The sequence below is a fragment of the Streptomyces sp. CA-251387 genome, from assembly GCF_050936625.1.
GTDB lineage: Bacteria > Actinomycetota > Actinomycetes > Streptomycetales > Streptomycetaceae > Streptomyces.
Window position 1 is genome coordinate 8,204,180 of the sequence record NZ_JBNJMJ010000001.1, and the last position, 25,705, is coordinate 8,229,884.

The 25,705-nt window shown below is 70.9% G+C and carries 24 protein-coding genes, 1 tRNA gene and 1 riboswitch; of the genes, 21 read left to right on the plus strand and 4 right to left on the minus strand.

What is annotated here, in order from left to right:
- From dxs to ACQEV2_RS36420, 4 genes are all read left to right on the plus strand, one after another.
- Entirely contained in the window at nucleotides 1–1,989 is a 1,989-nt protein-coding gene (dxs, locus tag ACQEV2_RS36405) for a 1-deoxy-D-xylulose-5-phosphate synthase (RefSeq protein ID WP_433051538.1), read from the plus strand.
- Nucleotides 1,986–3,371 carry an aspartate aminotransferase family protein gene (locus ACQEV2_RS36410; protein WP_433051541.1) on the plus strand — a complete coding sequence of 462 codons (1,386 nt, stop codon included), beginning with the start codon at nucleotides 1,986–1,988 and terminating at the stop codon, nucleotides 3,369–3,371. Before dxs ends, ACQEV2_RS36410 begins: the two co-directional genes overlap by 4 nt.
- Before the next feature lie 78 nt (nucleotides 3,372–3,449).
- Nucleotides 3,450–4,094 (plus strand): helix-turn-helix domain-containing protein, encoded by a 645-nt coding sequence (locus ACQEV2_RS36415; RefSeq protein ID WP_433051544.1) that lies wholly within the window; start codon nucleotides 3,450–3,452, stop codon nucleotides 4,092–4,094.
- Nucleotides 4,091–4,210: a DUF6126 family protein gene (locus ACQEV2_RS36420; RefSeq protein WP_433051547.1), complete on the plus strand. Its 120-nt coding sequence runs from the start codon at nucleotides 4,091–4,093 to the stop codon at nucleotides 4,208–4,210. Before ACQEV2_RS36415 ends, ACQEV2_RS36420 begins: the two co-directional genes overlap by 4 nt.
- A 75-nt stretch (nucleotides 4,211–4,285) precedes the next feature.
- On the opposite strand, the gene ACQEV2_RS36425 is transcribed toward ACQEV2_RS36420, so the two are convergent.
- Nucleotides 4,286–5,083: a tyrosine-protein phosphatase gene (locus ACQEV2_RS36425; protein ID WP_433051550.1), complete on the minus strand. Its 798-nt coding sequence runs from the start codon at nucleotides 5,081–5,083 to the stop codon at nucleotides 4,286–4,288.
- 180 nt (nucleotides 5,084–5,263) lie between these two features.
- Between ACQEV2_RS36425 and ACQEV2_RS36430 the strand changes: the two genes are divergently transcribed.
- The 4 genes from ACQEV2_RS36430 (at nucleotide 5,264) to ACQEV2_RS36445 (ending at nucleotide 10,644) form a co-directional block, all read left to right on the plus strand.
- Nucleotides 5,264–7,369, plus strand: coding sequence for an alpha-galactosidase (locus tag ACQEV2_RS36430; RefSeq protein WP_433051553.1), 2,106 nt, complete (start codon nucleotides 5,264–5,266; stop codon nucleotides 7,367–7,369).
- Nucleotides 7,370–7,676: 307 nt separating this feature from the next.
- A riboswitch (cyclic di-AMP (ydaO/yuaA leader) is annotated at nucleotides 7,677–7,835 on the plus strand.
- Between the two features lie 4 nt (nucleotides 7,836–7,839).
- On the plus strand, nucleotides 7,840–8,793 hold the full coding sequence (locus ACQEV2_RS36435) for a LysM peptidoglycan-binding domain-containing M23 family metallopeptidase (protein WP_433051556.1): 954 nt from the start codon (nucleotides 7,840–7,842) through the stop codon (nucleotides 8,791–8,793).
- Nucleotides 8,794–9,001: 208 nt separating this feature from the next.
- Nucleotides 9,002–9,715, plus strand: a complete 714-nt coding sequence (locus ACQEV2_RS36440; RefSeq protein WP_433051559.1) for a DUF6250 domain-containing protein — start codon at nucleotides 9,002–9,004, stop codon at nucleotides 9,713–9,715.
- Between the two features lie 110 nt (nucleotides 9,716–9,825).
- Entirely contained in the window at nucleotides 9,826–10,644 is an 819-nt protein-coding gene (locus ACQEV2_RS36445; RefSeq protein WP_433051562.1) for an SGNH/GDSL hydrolase family protein, read from the plus strand.
- A 168-nt stretch (nucleotides 10,645–10,812) separates the two neighbouring features.
- Here ACQEV2_RS36445 and ACQEV2_RS36450 read toward each other — a convergent pair whose 3' ends face one another.
- A complete protein-coding gene (locus tag ACQEV2_RS36450) occupies nucleotides 10,813–11,433 on the minus strand; it encodes a TetR/AcrR family transcriptional regulator (RefSeq protein ID WP_433051565.1) in 621 nt (206 codons plus the stop codon).
- A 100-nt stretch (nucleotides 11,434–11,533) separates the two neighbouring features.
- On the minus strand, nucleotides 11,534–12,712 hold the full coding sequence (locus ACQEV2_RS36455) for a Glu/Leu/Phe/Val dehydrogenase dimerization domain-containing protein (RefSeq protein ID WP_433051568.1): 1,179 nt from the start codon (nucleotides 12,710–12,712) through the stop codon (nucleotides 11,534–11,536).
- Between the two features lie 194 nt (nucleotides 12,713–12,906).
- Between ACQEV2_RS36455 and ACQEV2_RS36460 the strand changes: the two genes are divergently transcribed.
- From ACQEV2_RS36460 to ACQEV2_RS36485, 6 genes are all read left to right on the plus strand, one after another.
- Nucleotides 12,907–14,130, plus strand: a complete 1,224-nt coding sequence (locus ACQEV2_RS36460; protein WP_433051571.1) for an MBL fold metallo-hydrolase — start codon at nucleotides 12,907–12,909, stop codon at nucleotides 14,128–14,130.
- 507 nt (nucleotides 14,131–14,637) lie between these two features.
- Nucleotides 14,638–17,250 (plus strand): ATP-binding protein, encoded by a 2,613-nt coding sequence (locus ACQEV2_RS36465; protein WP_433051574.1) that lies wholly within the window; start codon nucleotides 14,638–14,640, stop codon nucleotides 17,248–17,250.
- Nucleotides 17,251–17,342: 92 nt separating this feature from the next.
- Complete coding sequence (locus ACQEV2_RS36470) at nucleotides 17,343–17,777, plus strand: roadblock/LC7 domain-containing protein (protein WP_433051577.1); 435 nt, start codon at nucleotides 17,343–17,345, stop codon at nucleotides 17,775–17,777.
- Nucleotides 17,778–17,779: 2 nt separating this feature from the next.
- The gene (locus ACQEV2_RS36475; RefSeq protein ID WP_093911774.1) at nucleotides 17,780–18,151 is read left to right on the plus strand and encodes a DUF742 domain-containing protein; all 372 of its coding nucleotides are present in this window, start codon (nucleotides 17,780–17,782) and stop codon (nucleotides 18,149–18,151) included.
- Nucleotides 18,129–18,728 carry a GTP-binding protein gene (locus ACQEV2_RS36480; RefSeq protein ID WP_433051581.1) on the plus strand — a complete coding sequence of 200 codons (600 nt, stop codon included), beginning with the start codon at nucleotides 18,129–18,131 and terminating at the stop codon, nucleotides 18,726–18,728. The genes ACQEV2_RS36475 and ACQEV2_RS36480 overlap by 23 nt, the downstream gene beginning before the upstream one ends.
- A gap of 61 nt (nucleotides 18,729–18,789) precedes the next feature.
- Nucleotides 18,790–19,368: a GAF domain-containing protein gene (locus tag ACQEV2_RS36485; protein WP_433051584.1), complete on the plus strand. Its 579-nt coding sequence runs from the start codon at nucleotides 18,790–18,792 to the stop codon at nucleotides 19,366–19,368.
- A gap of 214 nt (nucleotides 19,369–19,582) precedes the next feature.
- Here ACQEV2_RS36485 and ACQEV2_RS36490 read toward each other — a convergent pair whose 3' ends face one another.
- Complete coding sequence (locus ACQEV2_RS36490) at nucleotides 19,583–20,188, minus strand: GOLPH3/VPS74 family protein (RefSeq protein WP_433051587.1); 606 nt, start codon at nucleotides 20,186–20,188, stop codon at nucleotides 19,583–19,585.
- 496 nt (nucleotides 20,189–20,684) lie between these two features.
- Between ACQEV2_RS36490 and tdh the strand changes: the two genes are divergently transcribed.
- The 7 genes from tdh (at nucleotide 20,685) to ACQEV2_RS36525 (ending at nucleotide 25,589) form a co-directional block, all read left to right on the plus strand.
- Nucleotides 20,685–21,713 (plus strand): L-threonine 3-dehydrogenase, encoded by a 1,029-nt coding sequence (tdh, locus tag ACQEV2_RS36495; RefSeq protein ID WP_433051590.1) that lies wholly within the window; start codon nucleotides 20,685–20,687, stop codon nucleotides 21,711–21,713.
- A gap of 35 nt (nucleotides 21,714–21,748) precedes the next feature.
- Nucleotides 21,749–22,942: a glycine C-acetyltransferase gene (locus ACQEV2_RS36500; protein WP_433051593.1), complete on the plus strand. Its 1,194-nt coding sequence runs from the start codon at nucleotides 21,749–21,751 to the stop codon at nucleotides 22,940–22,942.
- Between the two features lie 36 nt (nucleotides 22,943–22,978).
- A complete protein-coding gene (locus ACQEV2_RS36505) occupies nucleotides 22,979–23,881 on the plus strand; it encodes a LysR family transcriptional regulator (RefSeq protein WP_433051596.1) in 903 nt (300 codons plus the stop codon).
- A gap of 46 nt (nucleotides 23,882–23,927) precedes the next feature.
- Nucleotides 23,928–24,518, plus strand: a complete 591-nt coding sequence (locus tag ACQEV2_RS36510) for a helix-turn-helix domain-containing protein (protein ID WP_433051599.1) — start codon at nucleotides 23,928–23,930, stop codon at nucleotides 24,516–24,518.
- Nucleotides 24,515–25,048 (plus strand): GNAT family N-acetyltransferase, encoded by a 534-nt coding sequence (locus ACQEV2_RS36515; RefSeq protein WP_433051602.1) that lies wholly within the window; start codon nucleotides 24,515–24,517, stop codon nucleotides 25,046–25,048. Before ACQEV2_RS36510 ends, ACQEV2_RS36515 begins: the two co-directional genes overlap by 4 nt.
- Before the next feature lie 30 nt (nucleotides 25,049–25,078).
- Nucleotides 25,079–25,435, plus strand: coding sequence for an MmcQ/YjbR family DNA-binding protein (locus ACQEV2_RS36520; protein ID WP_433051605.1), 357 nt, complete (start codon nucleotides 25,079–25,081; stop codon nucleotides 25,433–25,435).
- Nucleotides 25,436–25,515: 80 nt separating this feature from the next.
- A tRNA-Pro gene (locus ACQEV2_RS36525) sits at nucleotides 25,516–25,589 on the plus strand.
- Nucleotides 25,590–25,705 lie beyond the last annotated feature (116 nt).

Sequence of the window (25,705 nt, forward strand, 5' to 3'; positions counted from 1 at the left end):
GTGACGATTCTGGAGAGCATCCGGGGACCACGTGACCTGAAGGCGCTGTCCGAGGCGGAACTCGGTGAACTGTCCGACGAGATCCGGGAGTTCCTGGTGCACGCGGTCGCCAGGACCGGCGGACATCTCGGGCCCAACCTGGGGGTGGTGGAACTCTCCATCGCACTCCACCGGGTCTTCGAGTCGCCCGTCGACCGCATTGTCTGGGACACCGGTCACCAGAGCTACGTACACAAGCTTCTGACGGGGCGTCAGGATTTTTCCAAGCTGCGCGGCAAGGGCGGCCTGTCCGGCTATCCCTCGCGCGAGGAGTCCGAGCACGACATCGTCGAGAACAGCCACGCCTCCACGGCGCTCGGCTGGGCCGACGGGCTCGCCAAGGCCCGTCAGGTGCAGGGGGAGAAGGGGCACGTCGTCGCGGTGATCGGCGACGGGGCGCTGACCGGCGGGATGGCCTGGGAGGCGCTCAACAACATCGCGGCCGCCAAGGACCGGCCGCTGATCATCGTCGTCAACGACAACGAACGGTCGTACGCCCCGACCATCGGCGGCCTCGCGAACCATCTCGCGACCCTGCGCACGACTGACAGCTACGAGAAGGTCCTGGCCTGGGGAAAGGACGTACTCCAGCGCACGCCCGTCATCGGCAACACCGTCTACGAGGCCCTGCACGGTGCGAAGAAGGGCTTCAAGGACGCGTTCGCGCCGCAGGGGCTCTTCGAGGACCTGGGCCTGAAGTACGTCGGCCCGATCGACGGGCATGACATCGGAGCCGTCGAGTCGGCGCTGCGCAGGGCCAAACGCTTCCACGGACCCGTGCTGATCCACTGCCTCACGGAGAAGGGGCGCGGCTACGAACCCGCACTCGCGCACGAGGAGGACCACTTCCACACCGTCGGCGTGATGGACCCGCTGACCTGCGAGCCGCTCGCGCCGTCCAACGGGCCGTCGTGGACCTCGGTGTTCGGCGACGAGATCGTGCGGATCGGTCAGGAGCGGGAGGACGTCGTGGCGATCACGGCGGCCATGCTGCACCCCGTCGGGCTCGGCAAGTTCGCGGAGCGGTTCCCGGACCGGGTGTGGGACGTGGGGATCGCCGAGCAACATGCGGCCGTGTCGGCGGCCGGGCTGGCGACCGGCGGGCTGCACCCCGTCGTCGCCATCTACGCCACCTTCCTCAACCGCGCCTTCGACCAGCTGCTGATGGACGTCGCCCTGCACCGGTGCGGGGTGACCTTCGTGCTGGACCGGGCCGGCGTCACGGGCGCCGACGGGCCCTCCCACAACGGCATGTGGGACATGTCCATCCTCCAGGTCGTGCCCGGACTCAGGATCGCCGCGCCGCGCGACGCCGACCAGCTGCGGGCCCAGTTGAGAGAAGCGGTGGCCGTCGACGACGCGCCGACCCTCGTGCGGTTCCCGAAGGAGTCGGTGGGGCCGTCGATCCCGGCGGTCGACCGGGTGGGAGGCCTGGACGTGCTCCATCGGGACGCGGGCGAGCCGGACGTCCTCCTCGTCGCCGTCGGCGTGATGGCCCCGGTGTGCCTCCAGGCCGCCGAGCTGCTGCAGGCACGCGGCATCAACTGCACCGTCGTCGACCCCCGGTGGGTCAAGCCGGTCGACCCCGCCCTCGCGCCCCTTGCCGCCGATCACCGGTTGGTGGCCGTCGTCGAGGACAACAGCCGGTCGTCCGGAGTCGGCGCCGCCGTGGCACTGGCGCTGGCCGATGCCGAGGTCGACGTACCCGTACGGCGGTTCGGCATCCCGGAGCAGTTCCTGGCGCACGCCAAGCGGGGTGAGGTGCTCGCCGACATCGGGCTCACGCCCGTCGAGGTCGCCGGACGGATCAGCGCGAGCCTCGCCCTCAAGGAGGCCGAGGACACCCTGGCCGGCACCGAGCGGGCCGCCGGCGGCCAAAGCGGTCGTGGTCATGACGGTCGTAGTCATGACGGTCCTGCCGCCGTGCCAGTCAAGGAGAAAGCGGAATGACCACGGAGTTCGACCTCGGCAGACTCCTCGCCGAGCGCGGAGCCGAGCGCTACGAGCTGCACAGCAGGTACCTCAACCACCAGCTCCCGCGCATGCTGCACACCATCGGCTTCGACAAGGTCTACGAGCGGGCCGAGGGCGCGTACTTCTGGGACGCGGACGGCGACGACTACCTGGACATGCTCGCCGGGTTCGGGGTGATGGGCCTGGGGCGCCACCATCCCGTCGTCCGCAAGGCGCTGCACGACGTCCTCGACGCCTCCCTCGCCGACCTCACCCGCTTCGACTGCCAGCCGCTGCCCGGGCTGCTGGCCGAGAAGCTGCTCGTCCACAGCCCGCACCTGGACCGGGTGTTCTTCGGCAACAGCGGCACGGAGGCGGTGGAGACCGCGCTGAAGTTCGCGCGGTTCGTCACCGGGAAGCCGCGGATCCTGTACTGCGACCACGCCTTCCACGGGCTGACCACCGGCTCCCTGTCCGTCAACGGCGAGTCCGGCTTCCGCGACGGCTTCGCCCCGCTTCTTCCGGACACGGCCGTACCGCTCGGCGATCTCGAGGCCCTGGCACGGGAGCTGAAGCAGGGCGATGTCGCGGCCCTGATCGTTGAGCCCATCCAGGGCAAGGGTGTGCACGAGGCCCCGCCCGGCTATCTGCGGGCCGCCCAGGAACTGCTGCACAGGCACAAGGCGCTGCTCATCGCCGACGAGGTGCAGACGGGGCTCGGCCGGACCGGCGACTTCTACGCCTACCAGCACGAGGACGGTGTCGAGCCGGACCTGGTGTGCGTGGCCAAGGCGCTCTCCGGCGGGTATGTGCCGGTGGGCGCCACCCTCGGCAAGGACTGGATCTTCAAAAAGGTCTACTCGTCCATGGACCGGGTCCTCGTCCACTCGGCGAGCTTCGGGTCCAACGCGCAGGCCATGGCGGCCGGGCTCGCCGTGCTGTCCGTCATGGAGAACGAGCAGATCGTCGCGAACGCGCGGGCGAGGGGGGAGCAGCTGAAGTCCCGGCTGGCGGCGCTGACCGACAAGTACGAGCTGCTGGCCGATGTCCGCGGCCGGGGACTGATGATCGGCATCGAGTTCGGGCGTCCCGACTCGCTGAAGCTGCGCAGCCGCTGGACGATGTTGCAGGCCGCGCGCAAGGGCCTGTTCGCACAGATGGTGGTCGTACCGCTGCTGCGGCGGCACCGGATCCTCACCCAGGTCTCCGGGGACCACCTGGAGGTGATCAAGCTCATCCCGCCGCTGATCATCGGCGAACGGGAGGTGGACCGGTTCGTCGACGCCTTCACGGATGTGATGGACGACGCGCACAGCGGCGGCGGTCTGATGTGGGACTTCGGCAAGACCCTGATCAAGCAGGCGGTGGCCAACCGGTAGGCGTCGGATAGGGCGAGGGTCTTTGCCTCTCAGGCAAGAAATTTGCCGGTGGGGCAAACCTTCGGCTGAATGGAGAGCATGAGCTCTCCCGAGACCGAGCCGCCCGGTGTCGCGGCCGAGCCGGTGAACGGGCCGCCCGAGGCCCTTCCCGCGGTCGCGCCCCAGCTCCGCGCGCTGCGCCGCCGCGCCTCCCTCACCCTGGAGGCCGCGGCCCGCGCCGCCGGGCTGTCGCCCGCCCACCTCTCCCGCCTGGAGACCGGGCGGCGCCAGCCCTCACTGCCGATGCTGCTCGCGCTCGCGCGTATCTACGGTACGACCGTCTCCGAGCTGCTCGGTGAGACGGTCGCCGACCGGGACGCCGTCGTGCGCGCCGCCGACATGGAGCCGACCGCGGCCGGTGGCTGGACGTACTGGCAGGCGGGTGCGCCCGGGCGCGGGATGCAGGCCCTGCGGGTCCATGTGCCGTACGGCTCGCAGGGCGACATCGTGCGCGTGCACCCCGGCGAGGAGTGGCTGTACGTGCTCAAGGGGCGGCTTCGGCTGCGCCTCGGGGACACCACGCACCGGCTCGCCCCCGGCGACAGCGCGCACTTCGACTCGCTGACCCCGCACCGCATCGCCGCCCAGGACGAGGGCGGGGTCGAGCTCCTCTTCGTCCACACCCTGCTGCAGAGCCCCACGGCCACCCTGTGCCTGGGCCCCACCCCTGGAGAGACGCCATGAGCGACATGGAGGAGAAGTTCCCGCGTGCCCTGTGGGTGCGGCTCATCATCTACATCGCGGTGGGGCATCTCTTCGCGGCGTTCATCTACCTGCTGTTCGAGGCAGGAGCGAAGTAGCGGCAGGGGCGCGGCAGAGGGAGCGGCGGTCGTCCGGCAGGAGGGGCGCGGCGGTCGCCCGGCACCGGCCCGGGCTCAGTCGAGCAGCCGCTCCCGCAGCCGCTCCCGGGCCTCCGGGGTGACCCCCAGCCCCTGTTCCAGGTAGGTCTCGACGCCGCCCCACGTCTCCTCGATCGTCTCGAAGGCCGCCGTCAGGTACTCGGCGCGCGCGTCGAACAGCGGGCTGAGCAGTTCCATGACCTCGGGGGAGTAGGCCGAGGCGGCGCTGCTGCTGCGGTGCACCTTGTAGCGGCGGTGCTTGGCGTTGGACTCCAGGTAGTCGGCGAGGATCGCCTCGCGCTCGACGCCGAGGGCGAGCAGCGTGACGGCGATGGACAGGCCGGCGCGGTCCTTGCCCGCGGCGCAGTGCATGAGGGCGGGGACGCTGTCATCAGTGAGCGCCTGCAGTACCTGGGAGTGCTCGGCCGTGCGCTCCTTGATGATCCTGCGGTACGAGTCGATCATCCGGTTCGCGGCCTTGCCGTCCGCGAGGATCTCCCGCAACTGGTCGATGTCGCCGTCGCGGACCATCTTCCAGAACTCGGCGCCGTCCGCCGGGTCGCTCAGCGGCAGATTCACATTGCGCACGCCCGGCAGCTCGACGTCCGGACCCTCGAGCTTCTGGTCGGCCGCGTTGCGGAAGTCGAAGATCGTGTGCAGGCCCAGGGAGCCGAGGAAGGCGGCGTCCTCCTCGGTCGCGTGCGCGAGGTGGCCGCTGCGGAACAGCACCCCGTACCGCACCCGCCGTCCGTCCACGGTCGGAAGGCCGCCCACATCCCGGAAGTTGCGGACTCCGGCCAGCTCGGGCTCGGTCGACGGGATCTGCTGCGTCACGGGGGCTCCTCCCAGTCGGCCCCGCCGGCGCGGCTCGGCGGTGCGGCCGACGGGGTGCGCTCTCGACCATACGACATGGCTTCCTGGGGCAATGAGTTGTCCACAGGCGTTGCATCGGAGGCTCGCGGCCCGTGATGATGTTCCGGCTTGATCGGACCTGTTCGAATATGTGAGGGCTTGATGCTGGAGATCTCCGACCACGGGCGTACCTGGGTTCTTTCCGGGCCGACCAGCAGTTACGCCCTCCATCTCACGGACGGCGACGAGCTGCTGCACCTCCACTGGGGCCCGCGCATCGCGCTGGCCGACGCCGAGGAACTGGCCGCCCGGGCGCTTCCGCAGTACCGGGGCTTCGAGTCCCCGCTCGACGGACACGAGGAGTACCCCGTCGAGGGCGGCCCCCGCTTCGTACGGCCGGCCCTGTCCGTGCGCACCGACGAGCGGCGCGGCACCGAGTGGACCTTCGAGGCGTACGAGACCGAGGGCGCGGAGAGCGTCGAGGGCGCGGGGGGTGCTCAGGGCGGGGAACTGCGGCTGCGGTTCCGGGACGGCGGGCTGGGCATCACGCTGCACTACCGGATGCGTGACGACGTCGTGGAACGCTGGGTGACCCTGGACAACCAGGGGCCCGACCTGGAGCTGCTGCGCGCCGACTCCGCCACCTGGACCCTGCCCGACCGCGAGGACTGGCGGCTGTCGCAGCTGCACGGACGCTGGGCGGCGGAGTCCCGGCTGACGCAGTCGTCCCTCACCTACGGTGAGAAGGTCCTCGGCAGCCGCCGCGGCCACACCGGGCACCCGCTCCTGCCATGGGTCGCGCTCGACACCGACGCCACCGAGGAGCGCGGTGAGGTGTACGGCTGCGCCCTCGCCTGGTCGGGGTCCTGGCGGATCGCGGTGGCCCAGCTGCCGGACGCGCGCGTGCAGATCACCGGCGGGGCCGGATACGACGACTCGGGTCTGTTGCGGCTGGCGGCGGGCGAGTCGTTCGTGACGCCCGTCTTCGCCGGGCTGTGGAGCGACGGCGGCTTCGGGGGCGCGAGCCGGGCCTGGCACGCCTATCAGCGCGCCCATGTGATCCCTGACGCCGATCAGGACCGGCCCGTGCTGTTCAACTCCTGGGAGGCGACCGAGTTCGACATCTCCGAGGAGCAGCAGGGCACCCTCGCGCGGCGGGCCGCGGCCATCGGTGTCGAGCTGTTCGTCGTGGACGACGGCTGGTTCGGGGCGCGCACCAGCGACCGCGCCGGACTCGGCGACTGGACGCCCAACCCGGACCGCTTCCCGAACGGCCTCAAGCCGCTCGCCGACTATGTGCACGCCCTCGGCATGCAGTTCGGCATCTGGGTCGAGCCGGAAATGGTCAATCCGGACAGCGAGCTGTACCGCGCCCACCCGGACTGGGTGCAGTACCAGACCGGACGAAAGCGGACGGAATTCCGCAATCAGCTCGTACTGAACCTCGCCCGCGAAGACGTCCAGGAGTACCTCTGGAACCAGCTCGACGGGCTCCTCTCCAGCGCCCCGATCGACTACGTGAAGTGGGACTTCAACCGCTGCTTCACCGACGCGGGCTGGCCCGGCGAGCCGTACCCGCAGCGGCTCTGGGTGGACCACGTCCACGCCTTCTACGCCTTGCTGGACCGGCTGCGCGCCGCTCACCCGGGCGTCGCCTTCGAGTCCTGCTCGGGCGGTGGCGGCCGGATCGACCTGGGCGTGCTGAGCCGTACGGACCAGGTGTGGACGTCCGACAACACCGACCCGCTCGACCGGCTCGCCATCCAGCACGGCTTCAGCCAGATCCATCCGGCGCGGGTCATGGCGGCGTGGGTCACCGACAGTCCGAACAACCAGCTCAACGGCCGGGTCAGCTCGCTGCGCTTCCGGTTCGTGAGTGCCATGGCCGGGGTGCTCGGCGTCGGCGGCGACCTCACGCAGTGGACCGAGGCGGAGCTTGCCGAGGCCCGGGAGTGGGTGGAGCTCTACAAGGAGATCCGGCCCCTCGTGCAGCGCGGGGATCTGTACCGGCTGCGGCCTCCGCGGGGTGGGCTGAGCGCGGTGCAGTACGTCCTCGGTGACGAGACCGTCGTCCTCGCCTGGCTCCAGGCGCAGAGCTACGGCGAGGCCGTACCGGCGCTGCGGCTGAGGGGGCTCGACCCGACAGCATCGTACGAATGCCGCGAAACGGGCGAAGTTCACAGAGGTGCCGTATTGCTGCATCACGGACTGCGTACCGGATTGCACGGCGACCTTGATGCGGCAGTTATCCGACTGCGTCGCATCTAGTTGTTCTGTCCGAATTGGTGCCTTCATTCCAACTCGCTCTGGATTGAGGAAAGCTGGAGCGGCGTCACGTGAGGAGCGTCATATTCGTGACCGAGCGTCGCCCGTCATGTTCACGTAATTCACGTGATTTTCAAGGGGTTTTGTGCCGGGCGACGCGCCGATAATTCACTCAGGGTGACCGGGAATTCCCACAAGGGATCAACAGGAACGCATTCGGACGGAACCTCTCACTTGTTCCCGTGCGTCTTCCTCGCTTACGTTCGCCACCAATCCGGACGGACGCCGAATCCTGCCGCCGACCGGAGCCCGCACCGACTCACCCGACCATGGCAGGAGCGGGGGACCCACAGGTACAACCGCCTGTTCCGGTCTCCGGAACAGGCTAGGGGTAAAGCCGCGTTACGGCGCGGCCGGGCATCTCCAGCCCGCACCCGACAGCTCACCTCGCAGGCGCCGGAGAGGAATTCGCCATGCCCGCGAAGGGTAAGCACCGCCGCCCGAAGTCCCCGCGCCTCACCCGCTCCATCGCCGTCGCCGGAACCGGCGGCGCCGCTCTCGCCCTCCCGCTCTTCGGGGCCACCGGCGCCCATGCCGCTCCCTCGCAGTCCGCTTCGGAAAAGGCCGTTCAGTCCCTTCCGGTCGTCGAGAAGAAGGCGGCCGAGAAGGAGGCCACCGAGAAGAAGACGGGTGTGCGGACCTATTCGGTGAAGGTCGGCGACTATCTCTCGAAGATCGCCGACGAGCAGAACGTCAGCGGTGGCTGGAAGAAGCTCTACGCCGACAACCGCGAGGCCGTCGGCGAGGACCCGTCGCTGATCCACCCGGGTCTGAAGCTCACGATCGGCGGCCAGAAGGCCGCGACGAGCGCCCCCAAGTCCTCGCCGTCGTCCTCCTCTTCGTCCCCGAAGTCGTCCTCGAAGTCGTCCTCGAAGTCGTCGTCGGACTCGTCCGCCGCGAAGTCCTCCGCTTCTAAGACGACCAAGGCCGCTGAGAGCGCCGACACCGCCCCCGCCAGTGGTTTCAGCGCCCCCGTCTCCGCGGCCTCCGTCGCCACCGCGTACAAGGTGGCGGGCAGCATGTGGTCGAGCGGCTACCACACCGGCGTCGACTTCGCCGCCGCTACCGGCACCCCGCTCAAGGCGGTCGGCGCGGGCACCGTCGTCTCCGCCGGCTGGGCCGGCGCGTACGGCAACCAGGTCGTCATCCGGCTCGCCGACGGCTACTACGCGCAGTACGGCCACCTGTCCTCGCTCTCCGTCTCGGCCGGCCAGACCGTGACGGCGGGTCAGCAGGTCGGCCTCTCCGGCTCGACCGGCAACTCGACCGGCCCGCACCTGCACTTCGAGATCCGCACCACGCCGGACTACGGCTCGGACGTGGACCCGGTCGCCTACCTCCGCTCCAAGGGCGTCGCCATCGGCTGACCCGCGCCGACTCCCCCGCTCTCGGCTTCGCTCGAGCGGGGGGACTCCCATCGCCTGACACGCCGCCGAAGGCCGGACCCTGATCCCCGGGTCCGGCCTTCGGCGTGTCCGGGGTGTCGACAGGAAGGGGGTGATGGGGAAGAGTGATCTCCGCTCAGCCGCTGCAAGCGCTTTCTAAGGTCAACGCCCCTATGAAGGAGTCCCGTTCGTGACGACCACGCGCAGAGCATTCGGAATCCTCGCGGCTGGGGCCGCCCTGGGCGCACTTGCTCCCGCGGGCGCGGCGGGTGCCGCGTCCCACCGCCGGCTCATCGCCCACGACGACTTCCGCCATGGCCTCGCCCAGTGGGTGACCGAGTTGCAGGACGGCGGCACGATCACCGCGTCGCGCGGTGTGCTGGAGATCGACGTGCCGAGCGGTGCCACGGTGTGGTTCAGGAGACGCCTCGAAGGGCCGTACCTCCTTGAGTACACGGCCACCGCCGTGTCGGAAGGCGGGGCCAACGACCGTGTGTCCGACCTCAACAACTTCTGGAACGCCACCGACGTCCGTTCCCCGGACGACCTGTTCGCCACGCAGCGGGGCGGTGCGCTGGCGGAGTACGACTACCTCAAGACCTATTACGCCGGTTACGGCGCCAACTACAACACCACGACGCGACTGCGCCGGTACGTCGGCGAGGTCGGAGCCCGCCCGCTGATCTACGACTACACCGAGCCGCTGCTGGTGCCCAACCAGCCCAACCGGGTCCGTGTCGTCTCCGACGGGTCGACCGTGCGGTGGTGGAACAACGGACGGCTCGTCTTCGACTACGTCGACCAAGAGCCTTACCGCAGCGGGCACTTCGCGTTCCGGACCGTATGGAGCCACTTCCGGATCAGCGACTTCCGGGTGTGGCGGTTGAGCCTAAAACGCCCCTGATCAGAGGCTTATTCCAGGTTTGGCCAACACTTTAGGAGTGGCTTATCTCACCGCCCGTCAACCCTTCCTTACGGTCGCGTAAGTCACATTCAAAGGTGAATCATGCCCGTGTGGCAGGCGATTCGAAGAGTGACAGCAGATCAGAGATCGGGTCGTACGTCGCGGTGGGGGACAGCTTCACCGAGGGCGTCGGCGACCCCGGCCCCGACGGGGCGTTCGTCGGCTGGGCCGACCGGTTCGCGGTGCTGCTCGCGGACCGGCGGCCCGAGGGCGACTTCAACTACACCAACCTCGCCGTGCGCGGCAAACTGCTCGACCAGATCGTGGAGGACCAGCTCCCGCAGGCTGTGGAACTGGCCCCGGACCTGGTCTCGTTCTGCGCGGGCGGCAACGACATCATCCGGCCCGGCACCGACCCCGACGAGGTGGCCGAGCGCTTCGAGCGGGCGATCGCCCGGCTCACCTCCGCGGTCGGCACCGTCATGGTGACGACCGGCTTCGACACCCGTGGCGTACCCGTGCTGAAGCATTTGCGCGGCAAGATCGCCACCTACAACGGCCATGTGCGGGCCATCGCCGACCGGTACGGCTGCCCCGTGCTCGACCTGTGGTCCCTGAAAACCATCCAGGACCGCCGGGCCTGGGACGACGACCGGCTGCACCTCTCTCCCGAGGGGCACACGCGCGTGGCGCTCCGCGCGGGGCAGGTCCTCGGCCTGGAGGTCCCGGCCGACCCGGACCAGCCCTGGCCGCCGCTTCCGCCCCGTGGCACCCTCGAGATCCGCCGGGACGACGTCCACTGGGCGCGCGAGTACCTGGTGCCGTGGATCGGGCGGCGTCTGCGGGGCGAGTCGTCGGGCGACCATGTGACGGCCAAGGGAGCGCTGTCGCCGGACGACATCAAGATGCGGATCGAATCGGTGGCTTGAGACGGTGCGTCGTTAGTGGTCGTTGGTGTGGGCCGCGTCCTGTTCGGGGGCGTGGCCCACGCGGCTGTCGTGGCTGTGATGAACGCCCACGCGGCTGGCCGTGGCCGTGGTGAACGCCCACACGGCTGCCGTGTCCGTGGGGGACCGACCGCTCGGCGATAGGCGACCTCACCGCGCCGACGCTGTCAACGCCTCCCGCTTCAGCCCGAGTTCCCGGGCGAGTGCCTCGTCCACCCACTCCTGGGCACGCGCGCGTGACACCGCGCCCGGGTACGACGTCAGCTGTACGGCGAGCCCGTCGAGAAGAGCCGTGAGGCGCAGGGCCGTGCCGGCGGGGTCGGGGCAGCGGAACTCGTCCGCGGCCACGCCCTGGGCGATGACCTCGGCGAGGGCGGCCTTCCACTGCCGGTCCAGTTCCCGTGTGACCTGCCGCAGTGCGGGCTCGCGCAGCGCCGCCGCCCAGCCCTCGATCCACAGCCGCCAGCCCTTGGCCTGTCCGGTCGGCGCGTACCAGCGCACCGCCGCCCGCAGCCGGCGCAGCGCCGTCGTACGGCGGCCGAGGAGTCTGCGCAACCGGGCCAGGTCGCCCTCGGCCGCATGGGTGAACGCGGCCGCGACCAGCTTCTCCTTCGTGGCGAAGTGATAGAGCACCAGCGCGTTGCTCACCCCGAGCGCCGAGGCCACGTCGGCGATCCTGACCGCTGCCACGCCCCGCGCCTCTATCTGCTCCACGGCGGCCCGCAGCAACTCCTCACGCCGCTCCGCCACGCTCAACCGCACTCTTGCCACTTCGTCACCCTAGGCCCTGTCGGCGAATTCCCGCCCGCCTGGGTGGCGCCTGGCGCGTACCTCCCCAGAGGGGGCACCCCTATCGCGCGCGGTGATGGCGTCACCGGTGCCAGCCGAACCGCTCGGCGATCACCGGCAGCCGGTCCGCCGCGATGGCATGCGCGGCGGCCCGGGGCGTCGTTCCGTCGGCTTCGGCGCGGGCCAGAGTGCGGTCGGTCAGGGCGCGCATGGAGCGTCGCGTGTGGGCGAAGGCCTCGTCCGCGTCCGCGCCGATGTCGCCGAACAGCGTCCACCACCACCAGGCGTTGGTGGCCGAGTTGACCACGACGTCCGGCAGTACCGTGACGCCCCGCTCGGCGAGCAGCTCCTCCGCCTCGGGCCGTACGGGCATGTTGGCCGCCTCGGCGATCCAACGGGCCGTGATTCTCCCCTGGTTCGCCGCGTCGATCGCGTAGGAGACGGCTGCCGGCACCAGTACCTCCGCCTCGGCCGACAGCCAGGCGTCGCCCGGCAGTTCGCGGTCGCCGGGGCGCAGCGCGGCGCGGTCGACCGTGCCGTACGGGTCCCGCGCCGCGAGCAGTGCCTCGACGTCGAGGCCCGCCGGATTGGCGATGGTGCCCTTGATGTCGGCGACGGCCACGACGGTGAGCCCCGCGCGCGTGAGGAAGCGCGCCGTGGCGCCGCCCATGGTCCCGAGGCCCTGCACCGCGACGCGGGTCCTCCAGTACGGCACTTCTGCCCGGTCCAGGGCCGTGAGCACCGATTCGGCGACCCCGCAGCCGCCGACCAGCTCGTCGAGCCCCATGCCGTCCACCTCGACCCCGAACGCGTCCGCGAGCCGCCGCCGGGCGCCGGCCTCGTCGTCGAGCAGCGGATACACGGCCTGGACGGACGAGACGAGCCCTGCCTCGGCCGCCGCCCGGTCGACCATGTCCTGGGAGAGGCCGAGGTCCTCGCCCGTGGTCCAGAAACTCTCGATGTACGGCCGCATGCTCCGCAGGTAGCGCACCAGGATCCCGTACGCCTCCGGGTCCCGGGGATCGCAGTCGATGCCGCCTTTGGCGCCGCCCAGGGGGACGTAGCGGGCCTCGGGGTCGTAGTGCAGGGCTTCCTTCATGGTCATGCCGCGGGCGAGCCCGGCGACCTCGTCCAGCGTGCAGCCCGGCCGCATCCGCAGCCCACCGCTGGACACGCCGCGCACCAGCCGGTCGACGACCAGGAAGCCCTGGCGGCCGGTGACGTGGTCGGTCCAGGTGAGCGACAGGAGTGGGGTGGTCATGGGGGCTCCGGTGGGGAGGGGCGCTGCGCCGCTGCGCGCGGTTACTGAACGACGGGTCAGTATCGAAGTTGAGGCGAGAGCATGTCAACGCACTGAAGGGTTGTTCAGCGGCGGGGCAGCTCGTCGGGGGCGCGCGGGGTTGTCGGAGCGGCCGACCATAATGGAAGGCCTCACCGACTCCAGCTGGAGGTACCGTGGCCGGTTTCCGTCTCCCGAGCTCCGGGCTGCGTGCCCTGCGGCCCGAGGCCTTCGGCGTGGACCCGAGCGGTGAGCGCATGGCGCGCATCCGCAGATCGCCGCACTTCAGGGACGGGGTCTTCCAGAACCCCGGAGGCGTCGCCCGCACCCGGCCCTCCGGCTCGATGCTGGAGTTCGCCAAGGTCTTCTTCGACAAGGACACCCGGCCCCGCCGTGCCCCGAAGGGCACCGTGCCGGTGCACCCCACCACATACGCGGACCTGGCCAAGCCTCCCGTCGGCGGGCTGCGCCTGACCTGGATGGGGCACTCGAGCGTCCTCGCGGAGATCGACGGCCACCGTGTGCTGTTCGATCCGGTCTGGGGCGAGCGCTGCTCCCCGTTCCCCTTCGTCGGGCCCAAGCGGCTGCACCCTGTGCCGCTACCGCTCGCCGCGCTCGGTCCGGTCGACGTCGTCGTCATCTCGCACGACCACTACGACCACCTCGACCTGCCCACGATCAAGGCACTGGCCGGCACGGACACGCTCTTCGCCGTACCGCTCGGCGTCGGCGCCCACCTCGAACACTGGGGCGTGTCCGCCGACCGGCTGCGCGAGCTGGACTGGCACGAGACGACGAAGGTCGGCGGACTCACCCTGACCGCCACCCCGGCCCGCCACTTCTGCGGCCGCGGACTGCGCAACACGCAGCACACCCTCTGGGCGTCCTGGGCCGTCGCGTCGGACGAGCACCGGATCTACCACAGCGGTGACACCGGCTACTTCGAGGGCTTCAAGGACATCGGCGCCGAGCACGGCCCGTTCGACGCCACGATGATCCAGGTCGGCGCCTACTCGGACTTCTGGCCCGACATCCACATGACGCCGGACGAGGGCGTCAGGGCCCATCTCGATCTGCAGGGCGGCGATCCGGCCGTGGGCGTCATGCTGCCGATCCACTGGGGGACCTTCAACCTGGCGACGCATCCGTGGGCGGAGCCGGGGGAGTGGATGATGCGGGCGACGCACAAGGCCGGGGTCACGATGGCGGCCCCGCGCTGCGGCGAGCCGTTCGAGCCGGCCGCAGTGCCGCCCGTGACGCCGTGGTGGCGTGAGGTGGCCGAGGCGCCCGCCGAGGGGTGGCCGGCGTGGCCGCCGGTCGCGCCGGGGCAGGACAGCACGGACAGCGCGGACAGCACGGCGGTCGTCCAGGGAAGCCCGGACGTCGCGGATGTGGGCTGAGCGCGCCTTCGCGGGACGGTTCGCGCCGGGCGCGTAGGAGAGCGTCGGGGCGCATGCGGTGCGGCGTGCGCCGCTACGGCCGGTGACGTGCCGGGGCTACGGAGAACTGGAAGCGCGGGTGCTGAACCGTCCCGGCAGGGACGATCGCGAGCGGGGAAAACGGGAAGTCCACGAGGGGTGGGGCACAGGACGTGCCCCACCCCGACTTTTCTTCGTGACCACTTCTGACCAGCTCCGATCGTTCGGGTGCTCCATATGGGCGAACGGTGGGGCGGGTTATCGGTCTGTCGTACGAGACCTCATACCAGAGCGGGACGCTGCCTGCGGGACTTTGTCAACTGCCCACCGCACATGATGCGGAGACGACTACTGTGAGTGTCCGTCGGGCGACGCGGAGCCGAATCGCGTCGGCTCTGTCGACCGACATTGCGATGGCGCATGCCCCGGGCCGCGCAGACCGCGCGCACCCCCAAGGCTCCCGACCGACGGACCAGTACGAGGACCCCGATGTCTCAACTCCGCGCCCCGGCCGCACGCGCAGACCGCCGTGAGGGCGGGCGGCACGGGCGCCCGGCCACCCGCACCGCACCCGCGCTGCCCGAGACCCACATACGGCCCCAACTGCTGCGTCTGGCCGTGCTGCCGCCCGTCGCGGTGGCCCTCAGCGCCTGTGCCGCCGTGCTGTTCGTGGTGCGCACCACCGGAGCACGGCCGAGCCTCACCCTGTGGGCCGTGCTCTCCGGCGCGGTCTCGGTGACCCTCGCGGGCATCCTGATCGCCGCAGTGGCCGCCAACCGCACCGCCAGGTCCGTGAGCGACCGCATCGGCGCACTGCGCCGCAGCAGCGCGCGCGGCGAGGCCGATCTGCGGGCTCTCGTCGAGGCGCTGCGGCGCGGAGACGGCCCGCCGAACCGCAAGTCGCGCAGTGGTCCGCCCGAGGGCGCCGACGACTTCGAACTGCTTGCCGCGGATCTGGCCCGCGCGCACGACGGAGCCGTCGCCGCCGTCGTCCAGGCCTCACAGCTCTCCAGCCAGGCGGGCAGCGAACAGAAGCTCGAGGTCTTCGTCAACCTCGCCCGGCGCCTGCAGTCACTCGTGCACCGCGAGATCTCGATCCTCGACGAACTGGAGAACGAGATCGAGGACCCCGACCTGCTGAAGGGGCTCTTCCACGTGGACCACCTCGCCACCAGGATCCGCCGCCACGCCGAGAACCTCGCCGTGCTCGGCGGCGCCGTCTCCCGCCGGCAGTGGAGCAATCCCGTCTCCATGACCGAGGTCCTGCGCTCGGCCATCGCGGAGGTCGAGCAGTACTCGCGGGTCAAGCTCGTGCCGCCGATCGACGGCACCCTGCGCGGGCACGCCGTCGCCGACGTGATCCATCTGCTGGCCGAACTCGTCGAGAACGCCACGGTGTTCTCCGCCCCGCACACCCAAGTGCTCCTCCGCGCCAACCTCGTGACCTCGGGGCTCGCCGTCGAGGTCGAGGACCGCGGGCTCGGCATGCCCGTCGCCGAGCAGAACCGGATGAACGCCCTGCTCACCGACCCCGACCAGGTCAACGTCGCCAGTCTGCTGGCGGACGGGCGCATCGGGCTGTTCGTCGTGTCGCAGCTCGCCAAGCGGCACGGCATCCACGTGCGGCTCCAGACCAACATCTACGGCGGTGTCCAGGCCGTACTCGTCGTGCCGCAGGGGCTGTTGGGGGCGGAGCCCGGGGCTCGGGGAGGCACGGGGCGGGCACCGGAGGCGCAGGAGGGGCATGGTGCGGCGGGCACGACCGCATCGCCGCACTCCCCGTCGCAGGCACGTCCGCAGCAGACGCCGGTGCCGCCCCAGCAGCATCGGCAGCCCGCGTCGGCCGCCTCGGCGGGCGGGCAGGGCGGTGCGGCCGAGGCGTCGCCGGGAGCGCCGCGCCGGCGGCAGCCTCAGACCGGCGTGAGCGGCGCGGCTGCCCGCGCCAACGGCAGCGGGCCGGCGCCGCTGCCCGTGCGCGGTGCCGGTGAAGAGCGGGCCAACCCGGCGGAGGCGCGGCCCGGCATCAGGCCCGACGAGCGCCGGATCGTCGAGGAGAACACGGCCACACCGCCGGCCCCGCGCGCCGGCACCGTCCGCGGCACCATGGGCAAGCCTCAACTGCCCCGGCGCCGCGCCCAGGAACACATCGCGCCCCAGCTCCGTGACGGCCCCGCACCGCGCCAGGAATCCGACTACCTCGCCGGGCACGACCCGGGGCTGATGGCGGCGTTCCAGCGGGGCATCGGGCTCGCCGAGACGCAGCAGCACATGGAGGCGGCGCACGTGGAGGCGGCGCACATGGACGTTGGACATGTGGAGGTTGGGGGTCTGGACGCCGGACGCCTTGATGCGCGGCACGTGGATGTCGGCCGACTGGATGCCGGGCATGCGGACGCCGGGGTCATGGATGGCGAGTACATGGGGGGCGAGCACATGGGTGGCGGGTACATGGCCTGCGACTCCACCGAGTTGGGGCGTAGGGATCCCGGACCCGGGGAGCCTCGCTATGGGCGTATGGGTGGCGGACACATGGATGCGGGGCATACAGGCGCAGGCCACATGGACGCCTCCTACATGACGTCTGGCAGCGCGACACAGACGGCGTCGGGGCACATGGAGTCAGGCCACACGGCCTCGGGGCACACAACGTCTGGCCATGTGAGCTGGACCCATATGGACACGGACACGGGCCACATGGACTCGGCACACACCGACGCCACCCCAACCACCACCACCCACCCGGCCCCTCCCACCTACACGCCCCCACGACACACGCCCCCACGACACACGGCCTCTGACCCCACGTCCGACCCGGAACCGACCCGCCCGGACTCCGGCCCCTCCGAGCCCACCCGCCTGGAGTCCGTGCGCCCGGCGTCGATCCGGCTCGAGCCGACGAGCCTCGACCCAGGTCGTCCCGAACCCACACGCCTGCGCCCGACCTCCCTGGATGCACTCCACACAGACGTGACCCCCATGACTCCCCGGCCACCCATGGACGTATCACCCATGGAGCCGGCCCATATGACCGAGACGCACCCCCGCCCCTCGTCCGGCACCGACCACACCACCCGGCACGACGGGAGCGCACCGGCCGGATGACCACGACCCTGACCAGCTCGAAATCCGCCTGGAAGGCCACCCCCGTCTCCAGCGCTCCCGCAGACCTTCGTACCTCAAGGAGTCGATCCATCATGGCGAGCGAAGCGCCGACCGCTCATGTGTCCGATCTCGACTGGCTGATGAGTGGCCTAGTGCAGCGCGTACCGCACACCAGCAGCGCGGTACTCCTCTCCTGCGACGGGCTCGTGAAGTCGGTTCACGGCCTCGACCCGGACAGCGCCGACCACATGGCCGCCCTGGCCTCCGGCCTGTACTCCCTCGGCCGCAGCGCCGGGGTCCGTTTCGGCGACGGCGGTGACGTGCGCCAGGTAGTCGTCGAGCTCGACTCGACGCTGCTGTTCGTGACCACGGCCGGATCCGGCACCTGTCTCGCCGTGCTGGCCGGCCGTGAGGCCGACGCGGCAGTGCTCGGGTACGAGATGGCGATGCTGGTCAAGAGTGTCCGCCCGTACCTCGTCACCGCACCCCGTCAGCACTCCGTCGAACCCTCGGCGATGAGGCCTTGAACGTGACGGCGGCCGGCGACGGGCCCTGGCTCGACGACGCGGCCGGACGGCTGGTGCGCCCTTTCACGGTCAGCAACGGCCGTACCCGGCCCACCATCGCGCTCGATCTCATGTCGCAGGTGATGGCCACCGGGGCGACCCCCCTCGGCTACCTCGGCCCCGAGCACGAACAGGCGCTCGACCTGTGCCGCGCCCCCGTCTCGGTCGCCGAGGTCGCCGCCCACCTGAAGCTGCCGGCGGCGGTCACCAAGGTGCTGCTGTCGGACCTCGTCGACGGCGGGGCGCTCACCACCAAGCCCCCCGAGTTCCACCACAACCCGACAGACCGGGCTCTTCTGGAGGCAGTGCTCGATGGACTACGACGACAGCTCTGACCCGTTCCCCACCGCACTGAAGATCTTGGTGGCGGGAGGGTTCGGGGTCGGCAAGACGACTTTCGTGGGCGCGGTGAGCGAGATCGCGCCGCTCAGTACGGAGGAACTGCTCACCACGGTCAGCGCCGCGACCGACAGTCTGGAGGGTGTCGAGAACAAGGTCGAGACGACGGTGGCCATGGACTTCGGCCGCATCACGCTCGATCCGGAACACGTCCTGTATCTGTTCGGGACGCCTGGACAGGAGCGGTTCTGGTTCATGTGGGACGAGCTCTCGGAGGGGGCGCTCGGCGCGGTCATTCTCGCCGACACCCGGCGCCTGGAGGACTGCTTCGCCGCGGTCGACTTCTTCGAGCAGCGCGGCCTTGGCTTCATCGTCGCGATCAACGAGTTCGACGGCTCCTACCGCTACGACCCCGAGGAGGTCCGTGCCGCCATCGACCTCGACCCGGAGATCCCCATCGTCCGCTGCGACGCCCGGATCTCCAGCTCCGGTGTGCAGACCCTGCTGACCCTCGTCCGGCACCTCATCGCCCACACACCGGCACACGCGCCGAGCCACGGCGCACACATGTGACACCCGCACACACCAGGACGGAACCGCATATGAACCACGCCCACAGCGACGGAATCCGCCCATGAGCTACGGCCCACCCCGCCCGGTCGCTCGCCTGCTGCTCACCCCCGAGGACAAGGAGGCCCCCGCCCGCGCACAGCGGTTGCTCCGAATGGGCCTGGCGGAGCAGCCGGACCCCGCCCTCGACGTCTTCGCGGACCATCTCGCCGGGCTCACCGGGGCACCGTATGCCATGGTCAACTTCATGGGTGAGAACCGGCAGTTCTTCGCCGGCCTGCATGTACGGCACACAGTGCGCCTCACGCGGGCCGACGACACCAAGCCGGAGCTGGGCCGCCATATGGCGCGCGACCATGGGTTCTGCCCCCATGTGGTCGTCCGACGCAAGGCGCTGGTGCTGGAGGACGTGCGCGACTATCCGCGGTTCGCGGGGAACCCGATCGTCGACGAGTTCGGCATTCGCTCCTATCTGGGCGCTCCGCTCATCGACAGCACGGGGATGGTGCTCGGCACGGTGTGTGTCGTCGACGTGGAGCCGCGGCCCTGGGGGAGGCCAGGTCTGGAGACCATCAAGGCGTCGGCGGCTGAGCTGGTCACCCGGCTGGAGAGGCGGGCGCAGGACGGTCTCCCGCTGCTCTGACTGGCGGCGCGATCGGGCGCGCGTCCTGGACGGCGACGGGGAGCCGTTGCAGCGAGCGGCTTCGGCGGTTGTTCGGTTGTTCGAGGAGACGGAGACAGGTCGGCATGCCGTACGAGGGGGCTGCGGGACGGTGCGGCGACGCCACCGTGACGGACCCGCGCGAGGCGGCGAGGACCGTGGTGGCCCTGCTGGGCGCCCGCTGCCCCGTCGGCGCCTAGTAGCCGCGCCAGACGTTGTCGAACGCGGCGTCCTCGATCGCCCGCCGCTGCCGCACGGCCTCCAGCTCCATCACCGCGTCGCCGACGGCGGCCAGCACGGTCGTCACCGCCTCGTCGTCGAGCTCCGCAGTGCCGTCGGCCGCCTCCTCGTGGATCCCGGCGGCCGCGGCCAGGGCGGCGAGCACCGGCTCGCCCGACGCCCAGCGTTCCTCGGCCCGGCGCCGGGCCGGTGAGTCGACCGGCTCCGTCCGCGCGGTCCGCAGCGGAAACCGGCGGCTCCGCGGCCGGGTCGTCAGTCCCACCCGCTCCAGATCCTCCACATAGGCCGAGGACAGCCCGCGTCCCCGGCGCCACAGCCAGTCCTCGACCGACTCGTAGGGCTCCTGTCGTACGAGTGCCGCGGTCGCCTCGTCCAGCAGCCGGTCGCCCGTGGGCGCCTGGGCGCTGGGCAGGATGCGGTCGCCGTCCAGGACCAGGGCCCGGGCCTCGATCAGGTCGAACACCTCGGCTCCGGCGAGTGCGAGCGACAGATCACCCTGCTCCACCGGGCGGTCGGGCGCTGCGTCGAGGGCGATGATCGCGAGGTCCCGTGCGGTGGTCATGAGCGGCTCCAGGTCAGTCGGCCGAGTGCGGGGCGAGGACGTCGGGCCTCGTCTCGGGGGGCTGGGCGTCCTGCGTCAATTCTGGCCGCCGTTCGGGAGTTGTGTGGCGTAACTCGACCATGTGGCGTGGGAAGCCGGTCCGCAGCACGGCGGCGGCCAGGTCGAGGGCGCTGACGCCCAGGAAGCTATTTGGACGTCCGGTTCTACTTCTCCCGCCTCGGCCAGGCCTGTCCTCCCGAGTCGTCCCGCGGCGCACTGCTACGGAAGGGTCAACCATGACCGACCTGGGACCTTGTTCCTGGGACCTGGCACCGGAGCCGGTCGACTGCTTCGAACGACGGCAGGCGTGAAGGAAAGCTGTGGCGCCGCTTAAGAAATCCTCGATGGACCAGGGCGCCGCCGTACGGCAGATTGCTACGCGATTCCACCCCTCCCCCCGGTCACGGGCTGCTTCGGCATGCCCACGGCCGGGACTCAACCCTCAGGAGCCGTAGCGTTGAAGGCGCTGGTCAAGGAGAAGGCGGAGCCCGGGCTCTGGCTCGCGGACGTCCCGGAACCGGCCGTCGGACCCGGCGACGTACTGATCAAGGTGCTGCGCACCGGCATCTGCGGCACCGATCTGCACATCCGGTCCTGGGACGGCTGGGCGCAGCAGGCGATCCGCACCCCGCTTGTCCTCGGGCACGAGTTCGTGGGCGAGGTCGTCGAGACGGGGCGAGATGTCACCGACATCAAGATCGGCGACCGCGTCAGCGGCGAGGGCCACCTGGTGTGCGGCAAGTGCCGCAACTGCCTGGCCGGCCGCCGCCATCTGTGCCGTGCCACGGTGGGTCTCGGCGTCGGACGGGACGGGGCCTTCGCCGAGTACGTCGCCCTCCCCGCCGCCAATGTCTGGGTGCACCGCGTGCCCGTCGACCTCGACGTGGCCGCGATCTTCGACCCGTTCGGCAACGCCGTGCACACCGCGCTGTCGTTCCCGCTGGTCGGTGAGGACGTGTTGATCACCGGCGCCGGCCCGATCGGCCTGATGGCGGCGGCCGTGGCCCGGCACGCGGGCGCCCGCAACGTCGTGATCACCGACGTGAGCGAGGAACGGCTGGAGCTGGCCCGCAAGATCGGCGTGAGCCTCGCCCTGAACGTGGCGGAGACGAGCATCGCCGACGGGCAGCGCGCACTCGGTCTGCGCGAGGGCTTCGACATCGGCCTGGAGATGTCCGGCCGCCCCGAGGCCATGCGCGACATGATCGCCAACATGACGCACGGCGGCCGTATCGCCATGCTCGGCCTGCCCGCGCAGGAGTTCGCCGTCGACTGGGCCCGGATCGTCACCTCGATGATCACCATCAAGGGCATCTACGGCCGCGAGATGTTCGAGACCTGGTACGCCATGTCCGTGCTGCTGGAGGGCGGCCTCGACCTCGCGCCCGTGATCACCGGCCGGTACGCCTACCGCGACTTCGAGGCGGCGTTCGCCGACGCGGCGAGCGGCCGCGGCGGCAAGGTCATCCTCGACTGGACCGCGTGACTCCCTCACCCGCAAGCACCTTCAGGAGCTTTGAGATGTTCGACTCCGTGCGCGACGACCTGCGCGCCACCCTCGACGAGATCCGCGCCGCCGGCCTGCACAAGCCCGAGCGCGTCATCGGCACCCCGCAATCCGCGACCGTCGACGTCACCGCGGGCGGCCGCCCCGGCGAGGTCCTCAACTTCTGCGCCAACAACTACCTCGGCCTCGCCGACCACCCCGAGGTCGTCGCCGCCGCCCACCAGGCCCTGGACCGCTGGGGCTACGGCATGGCGTCGGTCCGCTTCATCTGCGGCACCCAGGAGGTGCACAAGGAACTGGAGGCCCGGCTGTCGGCGTTCCTCGGCCAGGAGGACACGATCCTGTACTCCTCCTGCTTCGACGCCAACGGCGGTGTCTTCGAGACGCTCCTCGGCGAGCAGGACGCGGTGATCTCCGACGCGCTCAACCACGCGTCGATCATCGACGGCATCCGCCTGTCCAAGGCCCGCCGCTTCCGCTACGCCAACCGTGATCTGGCGGACCTGGAGGCGAAGTTGAAGGAGGCGTCCGACGCGCGACGCCGGCTGATCGTCACCGACGGCGTCTTCTCCATGGACGGCTATGTCGCCCCGCTCCGCGAGATCTGCGACCTCGCCGACCGCTACGACGCCATGGTCATGGTCGACGACTCCCACGCCGTCGGCTTCGTCGGCCCCGGCGGCCGCGGCACCCCCGAGCTGCACGGCGTGATGGACCGCGTCGACATCATCACCGGCACCCTCGGCAAGGCCCTCGGCGGCGCCTCCGGCGGCTACGTCGCAGCCCGCGCCGAGATCGTCGCCCTGCTGCGCCAGCGCTCCCGCCCGTACCTGTTCTCGAACACCCTCGCTCCGGTGATCGCCGCCGCCTCCCTGAAGGTGCTCGACCTGCTGGAGTCGGCGGACGACCTGCGCGTCCGGCTGGCCGAGAACACGGCGCTGTTCCGCCGCCGTATGACCGAGGAGGGCTTCGAGATCCTCTCCGGCGACCACGCCATCGCGCCCGTGATGATCGGCGACGCGGCGAAGGCGGGCCGGCTGGCGGAGCTGCTGCTGGAGCGGGGCGTCTACGTGATCGGCTTCTCGTACCCGGTGGTCCCGCAGGGCCAGGCCCGGATCCGCGTCCAGCTGTCCGCCGCCCACTCCACGGACGACGTCAACCGGGCCGTGGACGCCTTCGTGGCGGCGCGGGCGGAGCTGGAGGGCTGAGCCGGAGCCCATGGGGCGTTTGAGACAATCGATCGCATGATCGAAGCGCGGCGGCTCCACATCCTCCGTGCGGTGGCGGACCATCGCACGGTGACGGCGGCTGCCGCCGCGCTGTATCTGACTCCGTCGGCGGTCTCCCAGCAGTTGGCCGCCCTGGAGCAGGAGACGGGCCACCGGCTGGTCGAGCGCGGCTCGAAGGGCGTACGGCTCACCCCGGCCGGCGAGATCCTGCTCAGCCACACCAACGCGGTCCTGGCCCAGCTGGAGCGGGCGGAGGCCGAGCTGGCGGCGTACGGCTCCGGTGCGGCCGGCACGGTAACCGTCGCCTCCTTCGCGACCGGCATCGCCCAGGTCGTCGCCCCCGCGGTGGCCCGTCTCGCCGGGTCCGCGCCCGGCATCCGCATCCGGGTCCAGGACGCGGAGGGCGACGCGAGCCTGCCGATGGTGCTGGACCGGCAGGTGGACGTGGCTGTAGCCGTCGAGTACCGGGGAGCTCCGCCCGCCGACGACCCGCGCCTGACGCACGTACCGCTGTACGCCGAGCCGTTCGACGCGGTCGTCCCGGTCACCCACCGCCTGGCCGACACCGCCGAGATCCCCCTCGCCGACCTGGCCAAGGACCCGTGGATCGGCCCGTACCCCGGCAACCCCTGCCACGAGGTGGTCGTCCTGGCCTGCGAGAACGCCGGCTTCCAGCCGCGCCTCGAACACTCCTCGGACGACTTCCGCGCGGTCGTCGCCCTCGCCTCGGCCGACGCGGGCGTGGCGCTCGTACCGCGCTCGGCACTGCGCGGCATGGACCTCACCGGGGTCGTCGTACGGCCCGTGGACGGGGTGGCGCCCACCCGCCGGGTCTTCGCGGCCGTACGACGAGGCGCCGAGGAGCATCCGCTGATCAGGCCGGTGCTGGAGGCGCTCGGGGAAGCGGCGGGGGAGTGAGCCGCCCGTAACACGGCCGTTTCATATCTGGGATAGCGTGCCGGATATGAAACAGAAGAGCGCGGACGGCGGCGAGACCCCGGACGCCGTCGACGCCCGCCTCGGCACCCGCCTGGCCGAGCTGCGAGCCGAACGGGGCTGGTCCCTCGGGGAGTTGGCGGAACGCAGCGGCGTGAGCCGTTCGACCCTGTCCCGGGCCGAACGGGCGGAGATCAGCCCCACCGCCTCGCTGCTGAATCGCCTGTGCCACGTGTACGGCCGGACCATGTCCCAACTGCTCAGCGAGGTCGAGTCCGCGCCCGCGCTGCTGGTGCGGACGGCCGAGCAGCCGGTGTGGGAGGACCGTTCCGCAGGGTTCGTACGGCGATCCGTGTCGCCGCCGCACGCGGGGCTGCGCGGCGAGATCGTCGAGGGGCGGCTCGCGGCGGGCGCCGACATCGCGTACGACCGGCCGCCGGTGCCGGGGCTGGAACAGCACATCTGGGTTCTGGAAGGGGAGGTCGAGGTGACGGTTCAGGAGGTCGAGCACCTTCTCGGTGCCGGGGACTGCCTGCGGATGCGGGTGTGGGGGCCGACGCGGTTCCGGTGCGCGGGGTCCGAGGCGGTGCGGTATGTGCTGGCGGTGGTGCTGCCGTGAGCGTGACGCGCCTGGACGTGAGCCAACTGCACGCGTGCGTGGGAGGGTTGGCGGACCTGCTGGTGGACACCGTCGCGGACGGTGCCTCCGTCGGATTCCTCGCACCCCTCGACCGTACGGCGGCCATCGCCTGGTGGGAGGAGCGCGCCGCCGCTGTGGCCGCCGGGCAACTGGCGGTCTGGGCGGCCCGCGAGGGCGGGCGGACGGTCGGCACGGTCAGCCTGGCCTTCCCCGACAAACCCAACAGCCGCCATCGGGCCGAGCTGGTCAAGCTGATGGTGCATCGCCGGGCGCGGGGGCGGGGCCTCGGCCGCGGGCTCCTCATGGCCGCGGAACAGGCAGCGATCGATGCCGGGGTCACCCTTCTCCACCTGGACACCGAGACCGACAGCCTCGCCGAGCGCCTGTACGGCTCAGCCGGGTGGACCCGGGCCGGGGTGATCCCCGACTACGCGGCGAGCCCGGCCGGGGTTCTGCGGCCGACGACGATCTACTACAAGTACGTTGGGGCAACCGCTCTCACCAGGTGATTGTCAGTGGCAGCCGCTACGGTGCGTGCCATGCAGGATGCCGAAGACGTACGCCGTATCGCCCTGTCTCTGCCGGACACGACGGAGAAGATCGCCTGGAGCATGCCCACGTTCCGGGTCGCGGGCAAGATGTTCGCCACACTGCCCGAGGACGAGACCTCCATCGCGGTGCGCTGCCCCAAGGAGGAGCGCGACGAACTGGTCCTGGCCGAGCCGGAGAAGTTCTGGATCGCCGACCACGAGGCCCAGTTCGCCTGGGTGCGGGTCCGGCTCGCCGCCCTGGAGGACGACACCGAACTGCACGACATCCTCGCCGACTCCTGGCGCCAGGCGGCCCCGTCCCGGCTGCTCGACGCGTACCCCGAGCTGGGCCTGCCGGCCGAATAAACGGGTGCGCGACCACCGACCCGAGTGCGGTATTGTTTCCATGCGCGTTCGGCCGGGGGAAACCCCAGGTCAGACGGCATCGGGACGTGGCGCAGCTTGGTAGCGCACTTGACTGGGGGTCAAGGGGTCGCAGGTTCAAATCCTGTCGTCCCGACTTGTGAAGTAGCAGGTCAGAGGCCGTATCGGGCTTACCGATACGGCCTTTTTGCACGCCCTCTTGCGGGCCCTGTCTGCCATCCGCCGTCCGGGAGGGCTCCCGGCCGGGACGCG